Here is a 22,671-nt window from a genome sequence, read left to right as displayed (position 1 = left end):
GTTGAAGAAGTTTGAGCTACTTGGAGGTGGATAGGTGAAAAAATTACCATGCCATTCAATGGTCGCAATGTGTTTCTGCGTTAGTATTCTTCCCCCAAGCCAACTGATTGCGGAGCAAACATCAGAACCTACAACCCCCCTTGTATTTGATTGGTCTGCCGAGGCGCTAAATGTCGGCGACCTAACGCAAGACCTGAGTAGCTTTTACACGGTTATGCACAACAGCGGACAGTTGCGTACCACACAGATTGAAGTTCTAGAATCGGATGAGACTATTACCGATACGATGAGACGAACCGGTGTGTGGCCAGCATGGATACAAGACTCTAACTTGTTAATGGATGCATTGCTTTGTGATATTAACACTAAGTGCTCGAGAACTAAGAAATCCAGTTCGTTCGCAAGCCTCTCGGGTTCAATAGATGGTTTAGCGCCTACGCCCGGAAACTGGACTATTCGAGCTGGTGACATAGTCACTATACCTGACTACCGGCTAGTTAATTCTTACGTTACTCAGGTCAATCCGATAGCTGTGGCCGAAGGGCGGCCTCGAAACGCCATCACGACGGGTGATTTCGACACCATGTATTGCGGGGCAGTACATGGAGCCTGCGGTTCAGAAGTTAAAGCATTGTCTTGGGAGCAAAATACTCGACCCCCCATAGTGTATTACGATGCGTCGTCGCTTAGTGAGCCGACTGAAAAATCAAAGCTTGTCCCTATTGCAATCAGAGACTATTACAACAGCCCGAATGCTGCCTTTGAGCTGGTGGCTATTCCACGGGTAAAGTTCGAAAACGAACCCGAAGTAAGTGTAACTAGCGGTGGTACAACGCTGTCTAACGGCACTTCAATGACCGAGTTCAAGAAAAGCTTGGGGGCAAATGCTCTTCTTCCAGGCGGAGTTCAATTTGAACAAGGAGGCGGCGATGATCTAACCATGCTAGACGCTATAGAGAGCGCTTCCTTTCAACTAATGAACTTCAGTCTAAGCGACGACGAAAAAGCGAGGATTTTTGCAGACTCCCCCAGGAAAAGCCTGAACATATTTCATGTTGATCATAAGGCAAATTTCGAAAATTGTTTTTTTGCCCAATTTCAGGATTTCGAATTCCGCTCATGGAAAATCACATATACCGACGACGTCGGGATTGATCCAGTCGACGCTGCAAAATGTAAACTCAAGGTGGCAAACAAGGTTCACCCGTCCGAGCACGGAACTCATACACTCGGAATTTTGGCCAAATATTTGTCTTCTGGATTGTTTGATTCAGATGATCCATTGATATCGATCCGTCATTTTTCGGTTGAATATGATGACGCAGGCAACATCACGAATGCAGATAAACTCTTAGCCTTCCTTGGTGAGGCTGAGGTTGCCGCGCCAGCGGTCAACACGATTTTTTCGATTAGCATGTCGTGGGAAGAGCAGGATTTGAAACCCATAAGCGATAAAATCCTAAGTCTCTCCCATATCCCCTTCATTGTTGCCGCTCCGAGGCTAGAAAATGACGACAGGTGTTCTAGAAGCCCTGCTGCGTTGCGAGTTGGGAACGATCCCGCAAAGCACATTATTTCTGTAGTGGCCTACGACTTGGAAGAAAAAGGCGAAGGTTGGAGTGTTGGTCAAATGGACGGGGCTGGTTATGGCGACACCTGCCACGATTTTGGTGCGATTGGCGTGGGTGTCGGCCCCTGGGGAGCCGATAAGATTGGCGTTGGGAAAGGTTCCTCCCAAGCGACACCAATTGCTGCAGCGGTTGCAGGACACGTCCTGTCTATGTCGCATGACCGAATTAGCCCAGAGGATCTTGCCGCCAGGTTGGTTTCAACTGGCAGTTACCAAAGTGACCTGCAAGAACTTGCACTGGGTGGGATGTTGGATTTTGGAATAGCCATCTCTATTGAGGATGACATTCTGCATACCGTCGACGATTGTAAGTATGTGGGAAAAATTAGATCAGTTAAGCTTGACACTGGGGTAAACGCTAGCCTTTCGATGAAGCGGTTACATCATGGCAGCGGTAGCTTACCAGATGTAAGAGCAAGAGAGTTGCTTAGGCTGAAGCGTCTGACTCTCGACGGGGAGCTTAGTAATGTAAGGTTTTGGTCTGTACACGAAACAGTTCAGGACCTTTTTAGCGATGTTGTTGAGATCAGTGCTAAACATCAACGACATCGCAAACTTATATTCGATGTTTTCGAAGCCTATGGCGAACAGTGTAAACCTGTTGGAATTCAAGAGTTTGTATTTTCAGAAGTATCCGATGTTATTAACAGCAAAGTGGGAAGTAATTAGATGATTAGAAATTTGATAGTTCTCGCGGCACTAACTACGTCGACCACCTTATTGGCCGAGGAATCTGCTTGGCCTCATCAGGAGGGTGCAGTTGATATCTTAGACATAGCGTATCCTCCAATTGAAGAAGGTGGACCTGCCATTAACTTTCTGTGGCAAGAGACTTTTGAACGACCCGGTGCACAGTTCATTCAACTCGAGCTTTTGGATGACAGTTCTGGTGCATCTTCGTCCTTTATTGAAATAACCAATTTTACTGGCAACGTAGTCCAAAAAATATCTGCACAAGAATTGTCAGAAGCTGGAACGTTGTTTACCCACTTGGTTCCGGGACAAAGCGTAACAGTCTCTGTACGAGGGGTTGAAGACGACCAATTTGGGTTCAAAATTGTTAGTATTAACTATGACAAGAGCGGAGCAAGGTTTGAATCTATCTCCGAGCCAGATGAGCGGGAACATGTAGGTCGATACACAGGAGAATGGGAGTTGCTTGACGCGGTTGAACGGTCGGTCGCAAAGCTCTCTTACTTGAAGAATAAAAACGGTGTGCGTAAACGATATGTTTGCACCGGGTTTATGGTATCTGATTCCACAATGATCACTAATCATCATTGTGTAGCCACTGCCGACGTATGCAAAACTACCAAGGTTTTATTTGGGTACCAGAAAAGCGATGCTTTTTTTACGGCTCCAAAAGAACAATTTGGCTGTGTGAAAGTTTTGAAAGCAGACAGAAACTTGGATGTTGCTCTTCTCGAACTAGATGGGAAGCCTGGGGCTGTTTCTGAGTGGGGTTCGCTTAAGCTCTCTTCATCAGTTCCTGTCACAGGGCAAAAACTGTTCCTAGTCCAGCATCCGGCCGGAGAACCAAAGCAGATTAGTGACTATGATTGCAGTGTTTCTAAGTCACCCGTCAATGGATATGAAAAGGATCTAGATCTTGCTCATGAGTGTGACACTCTAGGAGGGTCATCAGGCTCACCAGTTTTCAATGAGGAAGGAGAAGTCATTGCTCTTCACCACCTCGGAATGAGTCGTTCTGGCGAGTTCTCTACGTTGAATCGAGCTGTTCTGAGTTGGCGTATCGTTAAATTTTTAGGCAACTAATTCCTTTGCATTGGAGCAAAACCCCCGACTTCAGCTTAAACCTGTTTCAGAATTTTAGAGCTAAGTTGCGAACTTGTTCTTTGGGATTTGAGGCGTTCGAGTGCTTCTGGTCATCTTCACGGAGGTAATGCTCGCGCGTCTCTGTGTGCCCTCAATGCTGCCGCAATCGTGGTTCCAATCATTGCTGTGATTACCCTGAAGTCACCGTTGTCTTATGTCTCTTCCGGCACCTCCTTGGGTAGGCAGAGCTTCAAAGATGCTTCAAGGGCCTCTAGATCCACTGAAGATAAAGCAGCTGTTTCAGCAACATCACTTTCAACTGATTCTAGTACATTCAATGCCTTCAGAACGGATGACAGGTCCGGAGTTTTGCGTTCCAGAGCGGTGCGAAGAAGAACCTCATTCTTGCGGATGTACCATAGTGACAAAGTGGTAACTTGATAAGTCGGGTCTGTATTGATCGGAACGTGGCTCGCTATCGCTGTGCTAGTACATGCCATTGCTTCTGAGGCGGAGTAAAACGCCGAAGATGCTGCGCCGGGATTAACATATTTTACACCTTCATTTATTACGGCACCAGTTGCCAATACTATTGCGGCATCTTTGGCGGATATCGAGGACGCATTGCCGAGGGCAGCTGCTCCGGCCAAGGTTATTATTGCGGCAGCGGAAAAATCTCGATTTCGAGCGGCCTCATCACCAAGCCGCTTGTAAGAATCAGAAAGCTGCAATGCGTATATGGCTGTTCTGATGGGTGGTTTGTCTAAAAGTATAGTTGTGGACTTGAATGTTTTCTCAAGAGGATTCAACGGAGTTCCCAGCGTGATTGAGTGAAGTGGCTCATCACCAGAGACATTACCAAGAACGGCCTGTTCGGCATCAAATGCTCTACTTTCATAGGCGCAGCCAGAAACAAGGGATGATCCAACTAAAGTTGCGGCAAGAATAGAATAGCTCAGTTTCAATGAAGTGCTCCTGCGAAAGTAATAGCTTAATAACAAAACACTACACTCAATCGCATTTCAGCGTAAACTCTGATATTTCTATTCGCAATTGCTGTCTCGTCTGACGTCGGCATTGGTTTTGCCGTACCGCAAGTTTAGAAGAGTGATGCCCGTTTTTAGGAACGTGTGTTTCACGCAATGTTGGTCGAGCTACTATACCGCAATCGCAATTAGACTCCGAGGACATGGAGCAGAGGCTCAGATGCCCGCACTATATATCCAAAGTTCATGACCGAGTTATTCTTATACATCTAGTTTAATTTGTGAAACTGGGGAAGGGACTGTTGGATTGAGGAGTCTGGGTACCGGCTCTGTCGGCTTGACCAGCCCCTTGTTACACGTCCTCTGCTTGGGTTTTCTTAGGGCTACCGCCCCCCGGCGCGGATCAAAGGGTGGGTCCTCGCCATGCTCGCTTCATGTGCATTGCAGCTCCGCGTGGCTCTGGTCCCGTGTGGCAGGTACACGCCCTTTATCCTTGCACCCCCGTTCCTCGGCGGAGGCCAGACGGTTGCATCGGCAACACGTCAGGACAAAGAGAGGAAGAACCGCTGAAACCGTTCACACAATGGAACTGCGCCTGCGAAACGCATCCAGAAATATATTTCGGAAACCTCGTGTGTCAAATCTGTGGATAACTTACCGATATCTCGGATGTGCATCAGCTTGATTTGATAGCATCTCACAATGAAAGTCCTAGATGAATGGCAGTTGTTTATCCAAACACAGTGTGACGATGATTTGCGTGAATCATGCACCTGCAAGGATGTTTCATTTGATGAGGGTTATGCTTACCTCGAGCGGTTCTTAGACGAGCATTTCATAGGCGAACGATTACCCGGTGAAAAGTTAATCACACGCACCCCAGAACGCAGCAATGCCATGGATTATCATTTGATCCCATCTGATGAACAAAATTTCAAGCCGCCCAGATGGAAGCCATCCCAAACGAAAGAAATCACCCTCAGCCGTGTCCGAGCCGGAGAACGGATCGCTAAAACCTAATGTTTGGCGGATAACGGTTTCTAGGTGGATTGCCTGTGTATCGCGCGCTCCTTATTCCTATGCCTCGAATTTCGTTGGGCTGTAATTCGCCTTCTTGTTCGGCTCAACTTGCTCTTGGTGTGGTTTTCTGCTTTGTCGCGATTGGACAGAAAGCAAGGGGAATGAGATGTCGATAGACATTAGCGGCCTGAATGCGGCTGAACTGAAAGAGCTTGCGGTGAAGATCGAAAAGCGCGCCGTGGCAGTGGAAAAAGAAACACTGCAAAAGGCATTGAAGGAAATGCGCGCGATTGCGGATAAGCTGGGCGTGGCTTTTGAAGATGTGATTGCTATGCATAGTGGCAAGGGCAAAAAAGCGGCGACCAAGTCGGCTGCCAAATACGCCAACCCTGATGACCCGACACAGACATGGACGGGGCGCGGTCGTAAACCTGCATGGGTCAAGACGGCTCTGGAAGCCGGAAAATCCATCGACGATCTGACGATCTGATTTGTCAAATACAATGAGGAGCCATTGGCTCCTCATCTTGTTTTTTCTCAACGATTTTGCGAGACTGGTGGAAATTAGAAAACGCGACGCCGCGCCTGATCTCGATGCGGCGAAACTGCATGTGTTTCAGGAATTTCGTATGCGCTTCCAACCCGGCGCAGGGTCACTACAAATTGGACAAGGCTTGTCGAAAAAACGACCCTGACTTGAGCCCTGATGAATGCTGCTAACGTACCTCCGCGTATCTTCTATCAAAGCGACGTGACCGCAAACCTGACACTGACGTTTGGCTCCACTTCCGAATGGATCACGCGTGCTGCAATGCGGGCAAATCTTGCTCCTGTTGCTGATTTGGTTGTCGCACGTGGGACAAGCTACGAGCTCCGGTCTTTTTCCCAACACCATTGCAGCCAGGGGCCCGCTCAAGCCAAAGACAAGTAAAATCAATGCGACGATTGCTGGGAATACAAATACAACAAAGAACCCGGCTGTATCCGACCTGACGCCCAGACGATAGAGGGCGTCACCAACACCTGCGAATAGCAGAAATGCCCAAAGCGCGTATACTGTTCCAAATGTCAGGATATTTCTTTTCATGAGCTCTCCAAGGGATAATCGCCGCAAATATCACGAGCAGAATTGGGAGACGGGCCGAAGCCAAGAACCAAGTATTGATGTCGTGATACATGATCGCATAGCTTAATCCGTCCGATTGCATCTTTCGGAAAGCCGTGCGCAAAAGGGGTCCCTTTCGGGTAATTCTACCATGTAGCGGCTCAAACCACGCAAGTGGCTCGTTTTCCACAGGTTTTTAAAGAGCCCTAACCAGTCAACTCAGCGGTCAGCCCAGCTTTGCAAAGGGACCCCTTTAGGCAAGGATTTTTTGCAATGAAAACCGCTTGTTCGATGGAATTCACCTGTCAAACTGAGGAGGTGAAGGATCAAAAAATCAAGAAAGATGAGTCCAACCAAACAGATAGCAGGCAGGGGCGAAGGATCGGCTATGTTCGCGTTTCTGACGCGGATCAATCCGAAGCCCTTCAGATTGATGCACTCAAGGATGCAGGATGCATCAAACTCTACACTGATCACGGCGTATCGGGTGCTAAAGCGGCACGGCCTGCGCTCGATCAGATGCTGAAAGACTTGAACGAAGGTGACACGCTCACTGTTTGGAAACTGGACAGGCTGGGGCGATCTACCATCCATCTGTTGTCCATTATGGACAACTTATTGGATCGCGGCATCCACTTTCAGGCCATTACTCAGGGCATCGACACATCGACTGCAGTTGGGCGAATGATCTTTGGTCAACTTGCCGTCTTTGCGGAATATGAACGGAGCCTGATCAGCGAACGTACAAAGGCTGGCATGAAGGCAGCTAAGCAGCGTGGGGTGCACGTCGGGCGGCCCAAAAAATCACGCGATTTAGAGCACGCTGATCTTTGAAACATACGCGCTTTGGGCATGTTTGACGACAATTAGCGGAAAGAGCGGCCAAGAGCAGATCGACACAGAGTTTTGTAACAATCGGGATGCAAACAAGGAAAACCAGCAACTATTTCTTGGGAATTCGCTACTTCTTAAGTCCAATACGTGCTATAATATTCAAATGAATTCAAAAACTTGGTGGGATTACTTTGATGAAGACCCTTACGAAAAAGTAGGACGATACGTTCCTAGTGTAATGGGAACGCCAATTGTTGTTCGCATGGCCCGCGTATCATGGGTCTATTTGGACTGGTTAAGCGAAGTGGAGCATTGCGACATTCATGAGTTCTTCGCCGAAAATGAAAAAGCACACGACCCGACGGAATGTGATTTTGATGAGTGGATGGAAGGAGCGGTGCAGCAGGGCTATTTGCGGCGAGAGAAAAAGGGACTACCGAGACCGGATTGGTGCCCGCCAGCAAACCCAGCTGAGTTGGTAGACATTTAAATTAGAATACATACATTGCTTTGAGTATTAGTATTGTGGGGAGTGTATTGGTGTCGGAAAATGATGACAACGAAGACCGGCGGGGCAAGAAAAGCAACGTCGGACGAGACCACAAGCCAAAAGAGTCACGAAACTACGAGAGTGCTCCAACCGGGCATCTTGGTATGGAGGTGGTTTTTACACCCTCTCCTAGTTTGGCTAAGGCCATTCGAAAGGCTCGGCCAACGAGTGCTATTGAACAGTCGAACCTTACCGCAGAACCACGGGAACCTGATGTCCGTCCTCTGGCAATGGAGACCGGTATTGAAGAAATAGACAGACATACTATCGAAAATGGCGAGCGTCCAGTGTCACCGAAAGAGTACAAAGAGCTCACACAGCATCAGGAAGAAGGCAAATCGAAAGCTGGACAATCGGTCGAAGACATTTTTTTCAAGTTTACCAACGATAAAGAGCAGGATAGAGGTCGGGGCTAGGAGTCGTCGTTTGGCACGGCCTTTCGTTGGCTGAGGCGACGGTAGAACGTGTAAGTCAACGCGACAAAGGTCAGTACACCAATTGCGAAGTTGACCGCGAGGTTATCGCGCCTCGGTTGGCTGTAACCGACTGCCATTTCGTCATAAAACTCTAGGATCGCAAGCTCCGCGACTTCACTGAAAACCACTGCAAGAAACCCGACAAACAGGGAAATCATTGTGAAAACAATAAGCGGGATCACTCTTGGTGCATGAGGAAATGCTCGCGCGCCAAACTTGCTCACGCGAGCTTGAAATTGTGGTTTGCGAGGCTTTGACCGATAGACAAAGGCTCGTCCTGTTCTGGGCGATCTGGCCGTATCTGAGGTTTCTTTTTCTGTCATCACACTAAAACTTCTGCAGTCGGATACCTGCTTTGGGAGAGGGCTTGTGTATGACGCCCGTATCATCCGCTAGATCATTGAGCCAAACGACCACTTCGTCGGGGCTAACAGACTTGTTGTAGCTAATCGCGGCGCTCGGCAACTCAAAGCCTGTGTCTACTGCTTTTCCACGGTAATAGAATCCCAGAGTAGTATTGCTGATTAGAATAAAGCCGCTCAAAAATCGTCGATCATACTCGAGCCCGTGTATTTCGATGGTCTCGGGCGTAATTATGATATCAACAGTGACCGAGCCGAACTTAAAGACAAGGATTCCACCACCCACGGAAAACGCGAGAAGGATACCAGCCGCCGTCAGATTTCCTTGCCCGATGGAGACAAAGAACCCGAGCAGCCCTAATAGCCAACCAATCGCCAGAAAAGCGATCAACGCTCGCATCCAAGGTGTTCTGAACTTTGAACGAAATGACACCTCGGCTGTATCTCCATCATAGTGATGCAGGGTAATGCCAAGGGGCGGATCAGTTTTCAATGGCTCGATTGAATTCATTGCTGAGGCCTCAGGTCTTTCATTCGATCATCAAGATAGGACAGCCGCCGGATCATAATCGGATCGGCTCCCGGATAGATAATGAGTTGGTTTCCCGATTGCCTAGAAAAGAAGTATGCAATCTCATCTGGGCTGAGCAGGGGTGACGCTTGGATCGACATTGATTGCCCTGAAAACCCACTCGCTGCCTGAGCAACGCTAATCTCACTTTGGCTGACTTGTCCTATCGACGAGACACCAAGCCTTTCGGAAACGTATTTAAGCGTACTCATATCATTGAGGCCAAAGGTTTGAAAAATTGATGCGTTTCCAAGGAATGTCTCCCATCTGTCGCGGTATATCTGCTTGAGCTGCGCAAGGTCCTGCCAAATTGACCAAATGCGAACACCATAACCAGCAAGTAGTCCCGCAGCGGTTTCCAAAGACTTCATATGACCCAGAACATGCATTTCATCTAGGATCATGAGAGCTGGGGTTTCAGGGACTTCCGGTGAACTTTCCACTGCACCTAAGAGCCGGTTGATGAACAACCTGAACATACGAAAATGACGATGCAGGCGTGAGGCAGGAAGGCACAGATACACACTGTTGTTCCCGAACTTCCATGCTTTCAAGTCAGGGGATCGATTTTTATTGGACAACGTTTTTGCGATTGGCGGGGATGAGAGAAACGCAATATTTTCGCGAACTGTGGATAGAACACCACTGCGTTCACGGTCACTCATACTGATTAGTGCTGATGCGGCTTCATGTGGCACCCCATGCGCAATCATCGAGCCTTCATCGTCTGGGTCATTGAGCATAGCAAAAAGTTGCATCTCAAACTCGCCCGGCTCATCAATTCCAGCCGGTAGAAAAATAAGACGACGAACTTCGTTCAGGTCGCGTTTGTTGACAGTCGGGGCAGCAGCCACCCACGCAATATACCCACGGAGGATCGATCTTGCTGAATTGGACCAGTGATCACCGCCGTCACGATTGGCATCCTCGACCACGAGCGCGTCAGCGATTGCATCACATTCATCGACAAAGTCGTTTGCTGTTGGATCAAGCCCCGCAAGAGGGTTGAAGCCCGAAAGATAGGTTTCATCGACATCCGCAATACCAAAGGGATCGATCACAAAGATATCTTGTCCGAGCCCACCCAGCGGCACGTCTCGTCCCAAACCCCGCCGTTCGGCGGTGATGCTTGCATTCTCACCTTTGGGATCAAGAACCAGAACCGAGCCGGGATACAAAAGGAGATTGGGAATAATGGCCGATGTTCCTTTGCCAGCACGCGATCCAGCAATGGTCAAAAGGTGCCGATTATCCGCTATCCCAAGTAAATCTCCTTGCAGGGATTCTCCGATGAACAATTTGCCTGTTTCGTAAGACCAAAAGTCACTTTCTTGAAGAACTCTTGGGTCCATCCAGAGTGATCTGGGAGCCTCTCCAATTGCGCGGCCAGTACCCGGCAAACCGCGTGGCAGTTGATTAAATTCCATCGCTTAAAACCCATTGAATCCAATAGGGGTGACTATGTTCGTTGCCAATTTGATTGTCACGGCAAAACTCTCCAGCTCGGCTTTAGAAAATTGAACAGGGCGTTTGCCTACAATCCCAAGCCACGTTGCCGATCACGGTTGTAATGTTTGAAAAGTTTGTTTTGTCGCATGCTTCGTGAAATCGATTGCAGCAAGTGTCGGCGTTCTTGTTGATGTTGGCGCTTTACTTCTTCGAAACGTCTCTGCAAGGCACGGCGTTCCTTCAGTTGCTCCCACACCATGAAGTCCCGCTGTTTCTGGTCACGGCGCGCGCAGGCTCGAGCTTCCACTTCGTTTTGAGCTTGAATGGATTTGGCTTTGCCTGAAAAGCGGTCAAACAAACCACGAAGGCCTTTGTTGAGCCGATTGGATCGGGTTCTGGTTTCTTCCACCCATCGCTTTTCCTGGCCTTCTGTCAACTTCCGCCGCTCTAAGCGATGCGCACGCCTTAAATCGTCGTTTTCTTTTTGCAGTGGTTCCAATTCATGGAACTGGCGATCTTTGGTCTGAGAGATGAGGTCTCGCATTTGGCTGGTGACTTTGCCTCGAATATCTGACTCCGCGTCCGCCACTGACGGCAAGTCTTCAGGTGAACCCAGCTTGGCCCTGACATCTTTGGCTTTCAGGCCAGTCCATTTGGGAACGGCGTAGATATTGCCATCGACATCAAGAGCGACGAACCCACGCCGGTTTCCCTTGGCCAAGAAATACCCGCGACTCTCAAGGGCATTCTTGAAACTGATCTGGTTGTCACTGCGTTCCCATGCTTGCTGGAACGCCTGTTTGATCTCGCGCGGATCAAGATTCTGCCGTTTGGCTTGTTGCCATACTTCCAATGTGAAATTCAGAGGGGATTTATTGCCGTAGGTTGCCAGCCCATCCGGTAGCCGCCACCCATGATCGAGAAACAGACCACGCGACACATTCCGCATCTTATTCTTGAAGTGAGGCAGGTTGATTGCGTTCATCTCCTCCACATCAATACGCGACCACACTGCATGGGCATGACGACGGCCATTTTTTTCGTGAATGACCATCGCAAATGGTTGGCCTGACAATCCCATCACATCGGAGATGCGATCCGCCGCAGCTTCAAAATCAGCCTCGGATGCCACCACATCCTCGGGCGGATTAAGACTCACTGAGAATAGAAACTGTTTGCATTGTGTTGCTTTAGATACTGCGTGAGCCTCATCTAACGCTCCATGCAAATCGTCAGACATGAACCCGTCAATCTTAGCCAATGTGACGTGGTCATTGTCCCGATCATTCATAAGATGGTCCGCCAACGCACGTGCGCCAGACCTTTGAGATGCAACAATGATCATCGCTTTTTCCCTAACGCTTCAATCAAAGTCGCTCGCAACCATGCAACTTCAGCGACAGCGCGCTTAAGATCAGATTCTAACTCCTCATCAAGGATCAGGGTGCCTTGGTTCAAGTGTTTGGCGATCTGGTTGAGATTATTTGATGTACGGGTTTGACCAAGACGCGCCAGCACCTCCGCCAAGAGCTGTTGCTCCGCAACAGGTGGTTTTTTCCGCCTACGGTATTTGGGGGCCTCGTCGGCAAAAACCACGGACTTGATGTATGACGCCAACGGCATAGACCCGGCTTGGGATTCCAGTCGCTTGCGTTCAGCATCAGTTAAACGAAGTGAAAACGGTGCGGGACGTGTCATGGGCGCGGCCCCCGCAGAAACGATTTGTCGTGATCTTTCAGGATGTCATGCCAACGCTCTAGCTCGTTGAATACTTGATCTAAATCAGGGGTGTTTTCGTCATCAGAACAGTTCGAAGTCGCTCTTCCCGAGCGCACCAACATCCTGAAATCGGTGGTGGTTTTCCTCAAGTCAGGCGCGCGCCCTGGTGGTCGAAGCGATAGGTACGGTCCTGCGCGTAGCCGAACTGGACAGCTTCACCGGCATTGACTTGGTGCTGGCCGAATAGGCGCGCAGTGATCTGGTGGTCCTGCATCATGGCGATCACGTTGGTGTCTCCGCCCAGATGTTCGACATGGGTTACGTTTGCGGTCAGTGGGCCGTCATTGGTCAGGTGCAGGTCTTCGGGGCGAATGCCCAGGGTGGTATCCGCGCTTTCTCCGATCAGGCTGGCGGGGAAGAAGTTCATCGAAGGCGCGCCCAGAAACCCTGCGACGAACTGGTTGGCGGGGTTGTTATACAGCTGCATCGGGCTGCCGACCTGTTCAACGCGCCCATCGCGTAGGACGACGATCTTGTCGGCGAGTGTCATCGCCTCGGTCTGGTCGTGGGTGACGTAAATCATCGAGGCGTCGAGCTGCTGGTGCAGGTTGGCGATTTCCAGCCGTGTATTCATACGCAGGGCCGCGTCCAGATTGGACAAAGGTTCGTCAAACAAAAACAGCTTGGGTTCACGAACAATCGCGCGGCCGATGGCGACGCGCTGGCGCTGACCACCGGAGAGTTCGGAAGGGTAGCGGTCAATATACGGTTCAAGGTTTAGCATCTTGCTGGCCTTGGCCACGCGGTCGTCAATGACTTGCCTGCTTTGACCTTCCTGTTTCAGCGCTAGCGACATGTTCTTGCGCACATTTAGATGCGGATAGAGCGCGTAGCTTTGGAACACCATCGCGATGCCGCGTTTCGAGGGCGGGGTGAGGTTCATCAGCTCTCCGCCGATGCGCACTTCGCCCGAGGTCACGTCCTCCAGCCCCGCGATCACGCGCAGAAGGGTGGATTTGCCGCAACCCGAAGGGCCGACGAAGACGACAAACTCTCCGTCTTCCACTTCGATGTTGATGTCCTTCAGGACTTCGACAGTGCCGAAGGACTTATTCACGTTAGTGAGCGTCAGGGCGGTCATTTGGATGCCTCTTTCAGCGAAATAGGTTGGCTGGTGCGGATGCTTTCATCGGCAGCGAGGCAGATGGCGAGCGATTGCACAGCGTCGTTCATATGGCGGGTCAGGTCGATGTCTTCGGCGATGGCGCGCAGCATATAGGCTTGTTCGGCGTCGCAGAGCTCTTGGTGGCCGGGTTCATCCGGCATCTCGATTGTTTGGTCGCCGTCGGGGCGATGGACCAGAAGGCCGCCGACTTTGGTGTGGCCATCGATATCGGCCGATGCGCCCTTGTTGCCGTCGGTGATCGAGACCGAACCGTTGGGCGACACGATGTCTTTCACGAAGAACGCAGTCTCGGATATCATCGGCCCCCAACCGGCCTCGTACCAGCCGACCGAGCCATCCTCGAAGATCACCTGAAACTGGCCGTAATTGTACATATCCTCGGCGATCTCATCGCTCAGCCGCAGGCCCATGCCGTGGACTCGCACGGGGTCGGAGTCGGTGATCTGGCACATCACGTCGACATAATGCACACCGCAATCGACGATCGGAGAAGTAGTCTGCATCAGGGCCTTGTGCGTCTCCCACTCGGCCCCGCTGCTTTGTTGGTTGAGGTTTAGGCGGAAGACGTAAGGCCCGCCAAGGTCGCGCGCCTCGGCGATCAGGCGCATCCACGAAGGATGGTGGCGCAGGATGTAACCAATCACCAGTTTGCGGTTGGTTTCAATGGCCTTTTTGACAACGCGCTTGGCATCCGCGACAGTGGTTGCCAGCGGTTTTTCTACAAATACATGCGCCCCGTCCTCCATTGCCGCGCAGGCGAAATCGGCGTGGCTGTCGGAGTAGGTGGCGACGACTACCAGATCAGGGTTCGTCTGGGCCAGAGCGGTCTGAAAATCGGAATAAGCCGGGTAGTTCGACAAGTCGGGATGATCCACGCGACCGGACCGGTTCACCAGCCCCACGATTTGCGCGTCCGGGTGGTGGTGGTGGGCCAGCGCGTGGCTCAGGCCCATATTCCCAAGCCCGGCAATCAGAACTTTGGTCATTTGACAGCTCCTGAAGTGATGCCGCGGATCAACTGGCGTGAGAAGATGACATAAAGCACCAGCACCGGCAGGATCGCCATCGACAGCGCCGACAGAACCGCGTTCCAGTCGGTGACGAACTGGCCAATAAAGACCTGGCTGCCCAGTGTCAGGGTTTTGGTCTCTTCCGCTGGGGCGAGGATCAGCGGGAACCAGAGGTCGTTCCAGATCGGGATCATGTTGAACACGGCGACGGTTGCCATGGCGGGGCGGACGAGGGGCAGGACGAGCCGGAAGAAGATGGTGTATTCTGAAAGCCCGTCGACCCGGCCCGCGTTCTTCAGATCGTCCGAGACCTGACGCATGAACTCGGACAGGATGAACACGGCCAACGGCAGACCTTGCGCCGTGTAAACAAGGATCAGCGCCCAGAGCGTGTTCACCAGCCCCGTGGCGACCATTAGCTCTAGTATGGCGACGGTGCCGATGCGGATCGGGATCATGATCCCCAGCGCCAGATACAGACCCATCAACAGGTTGCCCTTGAACCGGTATTCGCTAAGCGCGAAGGCGGCCATGGCCCCGAACAGTAAAATGAACGCCAGCGACACCACTGTAACGATCAGCGAGTTCTGGAAATAAAGGAAGAAATCCCCCTGTTTCATCACCGTCTGGTAGCCGATCAGCGAGAAGCTTTCGGCATCGGGCAGGGCGAGCGGTTCGCGAAAGATGGCGCGGCGCGTTTTGAAGCTGTTGATAATGATCACAAAGACCGGGAACAGGGCGATCAGAGTGTAAAGGATCAGCGCCCCATGCATGGCGGTCGTGTTCAGCGGGTTCTGGCGTGCCTTGTTCATTGCGGAACCCTCACAGCTGATACCGGCGCATCCGGGTCTGGATGCCGAAAAGGTAGATGCAGACACCGACGAGGATGATCGCGAACATGGCCCCTGCGATGGCCGATCCCATGTGTGGATCACCCAGTTGCAGCTGGAAGCCAAAGAAGGTGCGGTACATGAACGTGCCCAGAATATCAGTCGAGAAATCCGGCCCCGCCAGCGCGCCTTGCGACACGTAAATCAGGTCGAACGCGTTGAAATTACCCACAAAGGTGAGGATTGAGATGATCCCGATCGAGGGCAAGATCAGCGGAAGTTTGATCTTCCAGAAGGCCGAGGCGCCGGTAATGCCGTCGATCTCTCCGGCCTCGAGGATTTCTTCGGGGATCGAAAGCAGGGCGGCGTAGATCAGCATCATCGGGATACCGACAAATTGCCAGACCGAAACCAGCGCCAGTGTGGTCAGCGCGTATTCTTCTTTGCCCAGCCACGGGGCAAACAGGGATTTCAAGCCAATGGCATCCAGCATCGACGGCGCAATGCCCCAGAGCGGCGACAGGATCAGTTTCCAGGCAAAGCCCACAATCACAAAGCTCAGGATCGTCGGGATGAAAATGGCCGACCGGTACAACGCGGCAAACCGCAAGCGAGGATGAGACAGGATTGCGGCCAGCGCGATGCCAATTGGGTTTTGTACCAGCATATGGATCAGGAAGAACCAGAAGTTGTTGCCCAAAGCGTTCCAAAACTGCTCAGACCAGAGCGGATCGAAAAACAGAGTGCGGAAATTCTGTAACCCGACGTAGACGCGCGCCTGATCGACCTCGGTGAACAGTGCAAGGCGCAGCGTGTTGAACAAGGGAAAGATCATCACCGCCGTGTAGACCAGCACCGCAGGGGCGAGGAAAACGGCAATGTGCCAGCGTATGCGGCGGGTCTGCATGGGAATCTCCGGGGAAAAGGGTGCCGGACGCGACGCGCGCCGCGTCCGGGATTGCTAAGCTTTGGCTTTACTGGTGCGGGGCGTACCAGCCGGACAGACCGTCTTGAAGACGCTGACCAGCATCGGCCGGAGTTTCCGCTCCGCGAACAACATTGGCGGATGCGTTCCAGGTCTCAAGCTCGAGGTTCGGCTCGCCGCGCGACAAAATCTGATAGGTTGACCGGATCGTTGTCTCACAATCTCCACGCCAGCTGACAAATTCTTTGGCCAGTGGGTCCTGCAACTCGACCGGCTCATTGGAAAGCGGGAAGAAGCCGGGCAGGGCGTTGCCGAAGATTTCGGCAAATTCTGGCGAGGCGACCCATGCCAGGAATGTTTCCGCGGCCTCACGGTTTTCGGTTGCGGCGTTCATGCCGATGCCGATGTCGGTATGGTCCGAGATATAGCAGGTATCGCCTGCATTCCGAACCGGTGGCTTGAAAGCACCCATTTCAAAATCGGCTTGAGTATTGAAACCCGAAATCTCCCAACTGCCCGCCGGATAGATCGCGGCGCGACCCAGAGTAAACAGGTTTTGGCTGTCCGGATAAGTCTGTGCCTCATAGCCGTCGCCCAAATAATCTTTCCATTTCGCGAGCGTCTCATATGGCTCGACCCATTGCGCGTCGGTCAGTTTTTGCGTCCCGTCGATCAGAGCAAGGCGGCCTTCCTCGCCTTTCCAATAGTTCGGGCCGATGTTGTTGTAACCCATCGTTGCGGCTTCCCACTGGTCGTTGGTGCCCATCGCCATGGGGATATAAGTTCCGTCTTCCTTGATTTTGTCCAACGCTGCAAAGAACTCGGCCTCGGTGGTCGGAACCTCGATGCCCAATTCGCTAAACGCATCTTTGTTATAGATGAAACCATGGATTACCGACGCCATTGGAACACAGAATGTTGCCGAGCCGTCATCCGTCTGCCAGGCCGCTTTTGCCACGTCTGAAAAGTTCGACATGGCCGAAAGGCCCGACAGGTCAGTCAAATGACCGCCTTCATACAGGCCCAGCGAACGGTCAAAGGGGCGGCAGGTTATAATGTCACCCGCTGAGCCTGCTTCCAGCTTGGCATTCAACGCAGCATCGTATTCAGTCGGCGCAAACGGTGAGAAAACCAGTTTGATACCGGGATGCTCGGCCTCGAAGGCTGGGATGATTTTATCCTGCCACAGCGTGAGATCATCGTTGCGCCAGCTTTCGATGGTCAAGGTCACGTCTTCCGCTGCGGCTGTACTGGCGACCAGGGCGGTGCTCAGCAAGGCCAGGCTCAGAACTTTACGTGTCATTTGGTTTCTCCCGTGTTGATGATATCGTTATTGTGGTTCAGTCGCGCCAATGCCGGGCGCAGGTGATCCTTGGTTTCCTCAAGCAAAGCATACGCTGCGTCGGTTGATGGTGCGCCAGCAGCCAAGAGTGCTGCGCGTTTCAGGTTTCCCTGAGCTTCGGCCAATGCTGCTTCAGCGCGATCGGGGGTGGTGCCGGTCAGTTGGCAGACAATTCCGTTGGCGCGGGCGCGCAGCTTGTCGTTGTCCGCACGCAGATTGATCATCATGCCATCCTGAATGTGACCCAGATCCATCGCCATCAGCGTCGACAACATATTCAGTGCGATCTTTTGCGCCGTACCAGCCCCCATCCGGGTCGAGCCCGAGATCAACTCGGGTGGGGTCGGTAGCAGGATAGGGTGGTCGGCCAGTTGCAGCAGCTCGGAACCCGCATTGTTGGCTATGCCGATCAGGGTTGTACCTTTATCTCGTGCAATCCGCGCTGCCGCCACCGTGTAAGGTGTTGTCCCGCTTGCCGAAACGGCGATGAGCGTGTCCTTTTCATGCAGGTCGGCCAAATCACTTTGCAAACTATGCGCCGTATCTTCGGCATCGCCCGGCATTTCGGGGCCGGTTGGCAGGCCACCCGCCATGTGAATCCGAATTTGCCGTGAAGGGATTGAGAATGTTCCCCCCAGTTCAAGTGCGTCGGATGCGGCCATCAGGCCGGATGACCCCGCCGCCAGATAGCGTAAGGCACCGCCCAGCCGGATTGTTTCGGCCATCGCGCGCGCGCCTGAACATATTGGGTCAATTGCCGACATCGGCGCCTGGGCAGCTTCGGCCTGTGCGCGGGCAAGCAGCGCCGCAATGTCGCCGAACGGCCGGGCATCCAGCCCGATTGCGTCTTTATGCAACTGTTCCGTCGTTGGCGTTTTCAAGTGATTCTCCTCCCAGAGCCAGTGCATCATACCTTTTAAATACCATTAGTCTACCATTTTGTTTTTTGATAGATCTCAGTGAGATTTGCCGTGTAACGGCTCTATTTGGTTGCATTTGGGTCTTTAAAAATGTAAAAAGGTATTATAAAGGTTCTGCCATGACTCGCGCTTCCGATACCATTTATCTGGCTGTTGACGGCGGCGGTACCAGCTGCCGCATTGCGCTGTCCTATGGGGCTGAACTTCGGCAGATCGAGGTTGGCGCAGCCAATGTTTCCACTGACTTTGAAGCCGCTTGTGCCGAGTTGAAGTGTGGCCTGCATGCTCTGGCCGAAGAGGCGGGTGTGGAGTACGAGGACTTGGCCGGTGTTCCTGCATATCTTGGCTTGGCCGGGATAACTGGTGACACAATGGCTGAAAAGTTGGCAGCGGCGTTGCCGTTTCGGCGGGTTCGGGTTGCGGATGATCGCGCTTCGGCGCTGCGCGGGGCGTTGGGCCCCCGAGATGGGGTTGTGGCCCATTGTGGAACCGGTTCTTTCATCGCAGCCCAGATTGCGGGTACAGCATCGTTTGCCGGTGGTTGGGGGCCGATACTTGGAGATCAGGCCTCGGCCCAGTGGGTTGGCCGCTTGGCTTTGTCAAGAACACTGGAAAGCACGGATGAGCTGGATGCGTCATCTGATATGACCAAGGATATGCTGGACCAGTTCGGCGGGGTAGCAGGCATTGTTCAGGCGGCCTCCAGCATGTCCCCGACCGAGTTCGGCGCACTGGCACCGCAAGTCACGAAAAGCGCCCGCATAGGGGATGCGATTGCGATCTCGATCCTTCAACAAGGCGCGGGTTACCTTTCTGACAAAATGTCGAAAATGGGCTGGCAGCCGGGCATGCCGATTTGCCTGACAGGCGGTATCGGCCCGCACTACAGGGGTTTTTTACCTGCAACGATGCAGGCGGAATTGGCCGAGCCGGTCGGCGACCCGATAGCCGGCGCGCTGGACCTTGCACGTGCATTTCAACAGGAGATCGAAGATGAGCGTTGCTGATTTTCTGCGCCCCGAAGGGTGGCTGGGGCAAACCTCCGGTCCGCGCTACGTGCAACTGCGTCAACGGCTGGAGCAGGGGATCGCGGATGGCATCCTGCCGCCCAACAGCTCTTTGCCGCCTGAACGCGAAATCGCGGAATTGACCGATCTGTCGCGCGTTACCGTGCGCAAGGCCATTCAGGAACTGGTACGGAAAGGAACGATCGAGCAGCGTCAAGGGTCGGGGTCTTTTGTGCGGGAACCGGTCGCAAGGGTCGAGCAGTCTCTCTCGCATCTGACGTCTTTCACCGAAGACATGGAGCGGCGCGGTCTAAAAACGACTTCTACCTGGCTGGAGCGGGGGATTTTTCTTCCGTCACCAGACGAAATACTGGCTCTTGGCTTGTCGGCGGGTGCGCAGGTGGCGCGAATTCACCGCCTTCGAGAAGCAGGTGGACGCCCCATGGCGCTAGAGCGAGCCGCTCTGCCTTTGGATATTCTGCCCAACCCGACCGAGGTTTCGGGCTCGCTTTATGCTGTGCTTGAAAAACTGGGGCATCGTCCTGTGCGGGCTATCCAGAAAATCTCGGCCATTAATCTGGGCTCGACCGAGGCAGAATTGCTGGACGTTGCCGAAGGTACGGCGGGGCTTCGCATTCAACGCACTTCTTATCTTGAAAGCGGGCGGGTGGCTGAGCTGACTCGCTCAATCTATCTTGGCGAGGCTTACGATTTCGTGGCCGAGCTGCGCTTGTCAAACTGAAAAGGTCGGGATCATGTCCACCGAGACCACGCAAATGCGCAAGGAAATCAACGAAATCCCTGATGCGGTTGAAAGGCTGCTGACCCATGATGCAGGGGCTATTTCGCAAGCTGCTGAAGAAATCCGGGCGCGTGACCCGCGTTTTCTGATCTCGGTCGCCCGGGGGTCTTCCGATCATGCGTGCAGCTATTTGAAATACGCGTCCGAGTTGCTGTTGGGGCTGCCCATGGCCTCGGTCGGGCCGTCAGTTAAGTCGATCTATGGTGTCGATATGCGCAGCGACGGTGCGTTGTGTATCGCGGTGTCGCAATCGGGGCAGAGCCCGGACATCGTGCAACTGACGCAATCGCTGACCAACGGTGGTGCATATTCCGTAGCGATCACAAACAATACCGGATCGGCATTGGCTGGGGCTGCGTCTTCGGCGCTGGCCATTCACGCCGGACCCGAACTGAGCGTTGCCGCAACAAAAACCTTTGTGACCTCTTTAGTGGCGGGGTTGTGGTTGCTGGCCGAAATCAAGCGCGACGACGTGCTTTTGGCATCAATCCGCGGTTTGCCCGAAGCTTTAGGGCGCGCCATAGCATGTGATTGGGGCGCAGTGGTTGAGGCTGTGAACGGGCAATCTCTGTTCACACTGGGGCGCGGCACGTCGTGGGCGATTTCGAATGAGGCGGCGTTGAAGTTCAAGGAAACCTGTCTGATCCACGCTGAAAGCTATTCGTCGGCCGAGGTGCTGCACGGGCCGGTCTCGATAGTCGACCAGGGGTTTCCCGTGCTGGCCTTTGCGTCCGGAGATGCGGCAGAGAGCAACATTGCCGAGGTTGCAGATGCTTTGGCTGTCAAAGGGGCACAGGTTTTTGCGACGTCCAATCAGGTGTGTCAGGCGACGTCTCTGCCCTGCGTGCGAACCGCGCATTGGATGACCGACCCGGTAGCCGCAATCGCGTCTTTTTACGGAATGGTCGAAACGGTGGCGACCCAGCGCGGCATCAATCCGGACACGCCACGCCATCTGAAGAAAGTGACCGAAACGGTATGACCGACCAACCTGTAACCTTCACCGGTGGACCGATCTTCGACGGTCAGAAACTGCGCACCAACATGGCGGCGCGTTTTGCTGGCGGGGCGTTACAAGCCTTGGTGCCCGAGGCCGAAGTCGGGGCCGATGAGACGGTTGTGGACCTGTCCGGCGACATTCTGAGCCCAGGTTATGTCGATTTACAGGTTAATGGGGGTGGGGGCGTCATGTTCAATGATGACCCTTCGGCCCGGACGTTGGCACGGATCGCGTCGGCGCATAGGGCGCTGGGCACGACCTCGATCCTGCCAACTCTGATTACCGATACGGCTGAAAAGACCCGAGCCGCGATCGACGCGGCCATCGAGGCGGTCAAGGCAGGTGTGCCGGGTGTCGCAGGGTTGCATCTGGAAGGCCCGCATCTGTCCGAGGCTCGCAAAGGGGCGCATGATGCCAAACTGATCCGCCCGATGGATGAGGAAGACTTGGCGTTCATCCTGATGGCCGCGCAGACTTTGCCCGCGCTGATGGTGACTGTTGCGCCAGAGAATGTCACAACACCTCAGATTCAGGCCATGGCTGAAGCTGGGGTGATTGTCTCGCTGGGCCACACGGATGCCTCGTTTGACACTTGTATGGCATGTGTAAAGGCTGGCGCGCGCTGTGCGACCCATCTGTTCAATGCGATGAGCCAACTGGGTAGTCGAGAGCCGGGTCTGGTCGGCGCGGTGTTGTCTAATGGCCTGATGTCCGCAGGCTTGATCGCGGACGCAGTGCATGTTCACCCCGAAACCATCCGCGCGGCCTGGACGGCAAAACAGGGCCCGGGCCAGATTTTTCTGGTCAGTGACGCAATGGCCGTGGCGGGAACGGGTTTAAGCGAGTTCCGGCTTGAAGGTCGCCTGATCCGGCGCGAAAACGGTCGGTTGACGTTACAGGATGGAACCTTGGCCGGGGCCGATCTGGACCTGACACAGGCCGTGCGAGTTCTGACCGAAAAGGTTGGCGTGCCTATGCCTGAAGCCCTGGCTGCTGCAACCAGCGTTCCTGCGGCTCTTATCTCAAAGGACAAAAACGCCCCTTTGCAGAAGCTATCGCAAACAATCCGGATTGCATCGGACCTGTCGGGTGCAAGAGCTGTAGCCGAGGGTTGAGACCCCGACCGGATGTAGCTGTGCATCAGTTCTGCGCAGGGTGAAATTCCCCGCTC

At 53.1% G+C, this 22,671-nt stretch carries 23 protein-coding genes; 11 read left to right on the top strand and 12 right to left on the bottom strand.

Annotated elements, in window-relative coordinates; all coding sequences use genetic code 11:
- The first annotated feature begins 34 nt into the window (after positions 1-34).
- Both ACP0GE_RS04985 and ACP0GE_RS04980 read left to right on the top strand, forming a co-directional pair.
- On the top strand, positions 35-2,299 hold the full coding sequence (locus ACP0GE_RS04985; protein ID WP_424830898.1) for a S8/S53 family peptidase: 2,265 nt from the start codon (positions 35-37) through the stop codon (positions 2,297-2,299).
- Entirely contained in the window at positions 2,300-3,406 is a 1,107-nt protein-coding gene (locus ACP0GE_RS04980; RefSeq protein ID WP_424830897.1) for a trypsin-like serine peptidase, read from the top strand.
- A 212-nt stretch (positions 3,407-3,618) separates the two neighbouring features.
- Here ACP0GE_RS04980 and ACP0GE_RS04975 read toward each other — a convergent pair whose 3' ends face one another.
- Positions 3,619-4,371 (bottom strand): hypothetical protein, encoded by a 753-nt coding sequence (locus ACP0GE_RS04975; RefSeq protein WP_424830896.1) that lies wholly within the window; start codon positions 4,369-4,371, stop codon positions 3,619-3,621.
- A 723-nt stretch (positions 4,372-5,094) separates the two neighbouring features.
- Here ACP0GE_RS04975 and ACP0GE_RS04970 point away from each other — a divergent pair.
- The 5 genes from ACP0GE_RS04970 to ACP0GE_RS04950 all read left to right on the top strand — a co-directional run bounded on the left by ACP0GE_RS04970 (position 5,095) and on the right by ACP0GE_RS04950 (position 8,317).
- Positions 5,095-5,412, top strand: a complete 318-nt coding sequence (locus tag ACP0GE_RS04970; RefSeq protein ID WP_424830895.1) for a hypothetical protein — start codon at positions 5,095-5,097, stop codon at positions 5,410-5,412.
- A 166-nt stretch (positions 5,413-5,578) separates the two neighbouring features.
- On the top strand, positions 5,579-5,902 hold the full coding sequence (locus tag ACP0GE_RS04965; RefSeq protein ID WP_424830894.1) for an H-NS family nucleoid-associated regulatory protein: 324 nt from the start codon (positions 5,579-5,581) through the stop codon (positions 5,900-5,902).
- An 888-nt stretch (positions 5,903-6,790) separates the two neighbouring features.
- Positions 6,791-7,351, top strand: a complete 561-nt coding sequence (locus ACP0GE_RS04960; protein ID WP_424830893.1) for a recombinase family protein — start codon at positions 6,791-6,793, stop codon at positions 7,349-7,351.
- Between the two features lie 22 nt (positions 7,352-7,373).
- Complete coding sequence (locus tag ACP0GE_RS04955) at positions 7,374-7,841, top strand: hypothetical protein (RefSeq protein ID WP_424830892.1); 468 nt, start codon at positions 7,374-7,376, stop codon at positions 7,839-7,841.
- A gap of 50 nt (positions 7,842-7,891) precedes the next feature.
- Positions 7,892-8,317: a hypothetical protein gene (locus ACP0GE_RS04950; RefSeq protein WP_424830891.1), complete on the top strand. Its 426-nt coding sequence runs from the start codon at positions 7,892-7,894 to the stop codon at positions 8,315-8,317.
- On the opposite strand, the gene ACP0GE_RS04945 is transcribed toward ACP0GE_RS04950, so the two are convergent.
- From ACP0GE_RS04945 to ACP0GE_RS04895, 11 genes are all read right to left on the bottom strand, one after another.
- Positions 8,314-8,700, bottom strand: coding sequence for a hypothetical protein (locus tag ACP0GE_RS04945; RefSeq protein ID WP_424830890.1), 387 nt, complete (start codon positions 8,698-8,700; stop codon positions 8,314-8,316). The genes ACP0GE_RS04950 and ACP0GE_RS04945 overlap by 4 nt on opposite strands.
- A gap of 4 nt (positions 8,701-8,704) precedes the next feature.
- Positions 8,705-9,250 carry a hypothetical protein gene (locus ACP0GE_RS04940; protein WP_424830889.1) on the bottom strand — a complete coding sequence of 182 codons (546 nt, stop codon included), beginning with the start codon at positions 9,248-9,250 and terminating at the stop codon, positions 8,705-8,707.
- Entirely contained in the window at positions 9,247-10,737 is a 1,491-nt protein-coding gene (locus ACP0GE_RS04935) for a type IV secretory system conjugative DNA transfer family protein (RefSeq protein ID WP_424830888.1), read from the bottom strand. Before ACP0GE_RS04935 ends, ACP0GE_RS04940 begins: the two co-directional genes overlap by 4 nt.
- Positions 10,738-10,844: 107 nt before the next feature.
- On the bottom strand, positions 10,845-12,104 hold the full coding sequence (locus ACP0GE_RS04930; RefSeq protein ID WP_424830887.1) for a relaxase/mobilization nuclease domain-containing protein: 1,260 nt from the start codon (positions 12,102-12,104) through the stop codon (positions 10,845-10,847).
- Entirely contained in the window at positions 12,101-12,457 is a 357-nt protein-coding gene (gene mobC / locus ACP0GE_RS04925) for a plasmid mobilization relaxosome protein MobC (RefSeq protein WP_424830886.1), read from the bottom strand. Before mobC ends, ACP0GE_RS04930 begins: the two co-directional genes overlap by 4 nt.
- A gap of 166 nt (positions 12,458-12,623) precedes the next feature.
- Complete coding sequence (locus ACP0GE_RS04920) at positions 12,624-13,619, bottom strand: ABC transporter ATP-binding protein (protein WP_424830885.1); 996 nt, start codon at positions 13,617-13,619, stop codon at positions 12,624-12,626.
- Entirely contained in the window at positions 13,616-14,650 is a 1,035-nt protein-coding gene (locus ACP0GE_RS04915; protein WP_424830884.1) for a Gfo/Idh/MocA family protein, read from the bottom strand. The genes ACP0GE_RS04920 and ACP0GE_RS04915 overlap by 4 nt, the downstream gene beginning before the upstream one ends.
- The gene (locus ACP0GE_RS04910; protein ID WP_424830883.1) at positions 14,647-15,486 is read right to left on the bottom strand and encodes a carbohydrate ABC transporter permease; all 840 of its coding nucleotides are present in this window, start codon (positions 15,484-15,486) and stop codon (positions 14,647-14,649) included. Before ACP0GE_RS04910 ends, ACP0GE_RS04915 begins: the two co-directional genes overlap by 4 nt.
- 10 nt (positions 15,487-15,496) lie before the next feature.
- Positions 15,497-16,411, bottom strand: coding sequence for a carbohydrate ABC transporter permease (locus ACP0GE_RS04905; protein WP_424830882.1), 915 nt, complete (start codon positions 16,409-16,411; stop codon positions 15,497-15,499).
- Between the two features lie 67 nt (positions 16,412-16,478).
- Positions 16,479-17,732, bottom strand: a complete 1,254-nt coding sequence (locus ACP0GE_RS04900; RefSeq protein ID WP_424830881.1) for an ABC transporter substrate-binding protein — start codon at positions 17,730-17,732, stop codon at positions 16,479-16,481.
- The gene (locus ACP0GE_RS04895; RefSeq protein WP_424830880.1) at positions 17,729-18,652 is read right to left on the bottom strand and encodes an N-acetylmuramic acid 6-phosphate etherase; all 924 of its coding nucleotides are present in this window, start codon (positions 18,650-18,652) and stop codon (positions 17,729-17,731) included. Before ACP0GE_RS04895 ends, ACP0GE_RS04900 begins: the two co-directional genes overlap by 4 nt.
- 158 nt (positions 18,653-18,810) lie before the next feature.
- Between ACP0GE_RS04895 and ACP0GE_RS04890 the strand changes: the two genes are divergently transcribed.
- Genes ACP0GE_RS04890 through nagA form a run of 4 tightly spaced genes read left to right on the top strand, consistent with a single transcriptional unit; the run spans position 18,811 to position 22,615 of the window.
- Entirely contained in the window at positions 18,811-19,698 is an 888-nt protein-coding gene (locus tag ACP0GE_RS04890; protein ID WP_424830879.1) for a BadF/BadG/BcrA/BcrD ATPase family protein, read from the top strand.
- The gene (locus tag ACP0GE_RS04885) at positions 19,685-20,440 is read left to right on the top strand and encodes a GntR family transcriptional regulator (RefSeq protein WP_424830878.1); all 756 of its coding nucleotides are present in this window, start codon (positions 19,685-19,687) and stop codon (positions 20,438-20,440) included. The genes ACP0GE_RS04890 and ACP0GE_RS04885 overlap by 14 nt, the downstream gene beginning before the upstream one ends.
- Positions 20,441-20,453: 13 nt before the next feature.
- A complete protein-coding gene (locus tag ACP0GE_RS04880) occupies positions 20,454-21,482 on the top strand; it encodes an SIS domain-containing protein (RefSeq protein WP_424830877.1) in 1,029 nt (342 codons plus the stop codon).
- Positions 21,479-22,615, top strand: a complete 1,137-nt coding sequence (gene nagA / locus ACP0GE_RS04875; protein ID WP_424830876.1) for an N-acetylglucosamine-6-phosphate deacetylase — start codon at positions 21,479-21,481, stop codon at positions 22,613-22,615. Before ACP0GE_RS04880 ends, nagA begins: the two co-directional genes overlap by 4 nt.
- The last annotated feature ends 56 nt before the right edge of the window (positions 22,616-22,671 follow it).

Origin of the sequence: Ruegeria sp., assembly GCF_965243365.1 — a bacterium.
Classification (GTDB): domain Bacteria; phylum Pseudomonadota; class Alphaproteobacteria; order Rhodobacterales; family Rhodobacteraceae; genus Ruegeria.
The sequence above is the reverse complement of the archived record's forward strand: the minus strand, read 5'-3'. Positions and strand labels throughout refer to the sequence as shown.

What these genes read in the sequence shown, in the direction of transcription:
- ACP0GE_RS04920 (WP_424830885.1), bottom strand. Translation starts at nt 13,619, where the DNA reads ATGACCGCCCTGACGCTCACTAACGTGAATAAGTCCTTCGGCACTGTC.
- ACP0GE_RS04980 (WP_424830897.1), top strand. Translation starts at nt 2,300, where the DNA reads ATGATTAGAAATTTGATAGTTCTCGCGGCACTAACTACGTCGACCACC.
- ACP0GE_RS04945 (WP_424830890.1), bottom strand. Translation starts at nt 8,700, where the DNA reads ATGACAGAAAAAGAAACCTCAGATACGGCCAGATCGCCCAGAACAGGA.
- ACP0GE_RS04930 (WP_424830887.1), bottom strand. Translation starts at nt 12,104, where the DNA reads ATGATCATTGTTGCATCTCAAAGGTCTGGCGCACGTGCGTTGGCGGAC.
- ACP0GE_RS04885 (WP_424830878.1), top strand. Translation starts at nt 19,685, where the DNA reads ATGAGCGTTGCTGATTTTCTGCGCCCCGAAGGGTGGCTGGGGCAAACC.
- ACP0GE_RS04940 (WP_424830889.1), bottom strand. Translation starts at nt 9,250, where the DNA reads ATGAATTCAATCGAGCCATTGAAAACTGATCCGCCCCTTGGCATTACC.
- nagA (WP_424830876.1), top strand. Translation starts at nt 21,479, where the DNA reads ATGACCGACCAACCTGTAACCTTCACCGGTGGACCGATCTTCGACGGT.
- ACP0GE_RS04915 (WP_424830884.1), bottom strand. Translation starts at nt 14,650, where the DNA reads ATGACCAAAGTTCTGATTGCCGGGCTTGGGAATATGGGCCTGAGCCAC.
- mobC (WP_424830886.1), bottom strand. Translation starts at nt 12,457, where the DNA reads ATGACACGTCCCGCACCGTTTTCACTTCGTTTAACTGATGCTGAACGC.
- ACP0GE_RS04965 (WP_424830894.1), top strand. Translation starts at nt 5,579, where the DNA reads ATGTCGATAGACATTAGCGGCCTGAATGCGGCTGAACTGAAAGAGCTT.
- ACP0GE_RS04890 (WP_424830879.1), top strand. Translation starts at nt 18,811, where the DNA reads ATGACTCGCGCTTCCGATACCATTTATCTGGCTGTTGACGGCGGCGGT.
- ACP0GE_RS04905 (WP_424830882.1), bottom strand. Translation starts at nt 16,411, where the DNA reads ATGCAGACCCGCCGCATACGCTGGCACATTGCCGTTTTCCTCGCCCCT.
- ACP0GE_RS04970 (WP_424830895.1), top strand. Translation starts at nt 5,095, where the DNA reads ATGAAAGTCCTAGATGAATGGCAGTTGTTTATCCAAACACAGTGTGAC.
- ACP0GE_RS04935 (WP_424830888.1), bottom strand. Translation starts at nt 10,737, where the DNA reads ATGGAATTTAATCAACTGCCACGCGGTTTGCCGGGTACTGGCCGCGCA.
- ACP0GE_RS04910 (WP_424830883.1), bottom strand. Translation starts at nt 15,486, where the DNA reads ATGAACAAGGCACGCCAGAACCCGCTGAACACGACCGCCATGCATGGG.
- ACP0GE_RS04960 (WP_424830893.1), top strand. Translation starts at nt 6,791, where the DNA reads ATGAAAACCGCTTGTTCGATGGAATTCACCTGTCAAACTGAGGAGGTG.
- ACP0GE_RS04900 (WP_424830881.1), bottom strand. Translation starts at nt 17,732, where the DNA reads ATGACACGTAAAGTTCTGAGCCTGGCCTTGCTGAGCACCGCCCTGGTC.
- ACP0GE_RS04880 (WP_424830877.1), top strand. Translation starts at nt 20,454, where the DNA reads ATGTCCACCGAGACCACGCAAATGCGCAAGGAAATCAACGAAATCCCT.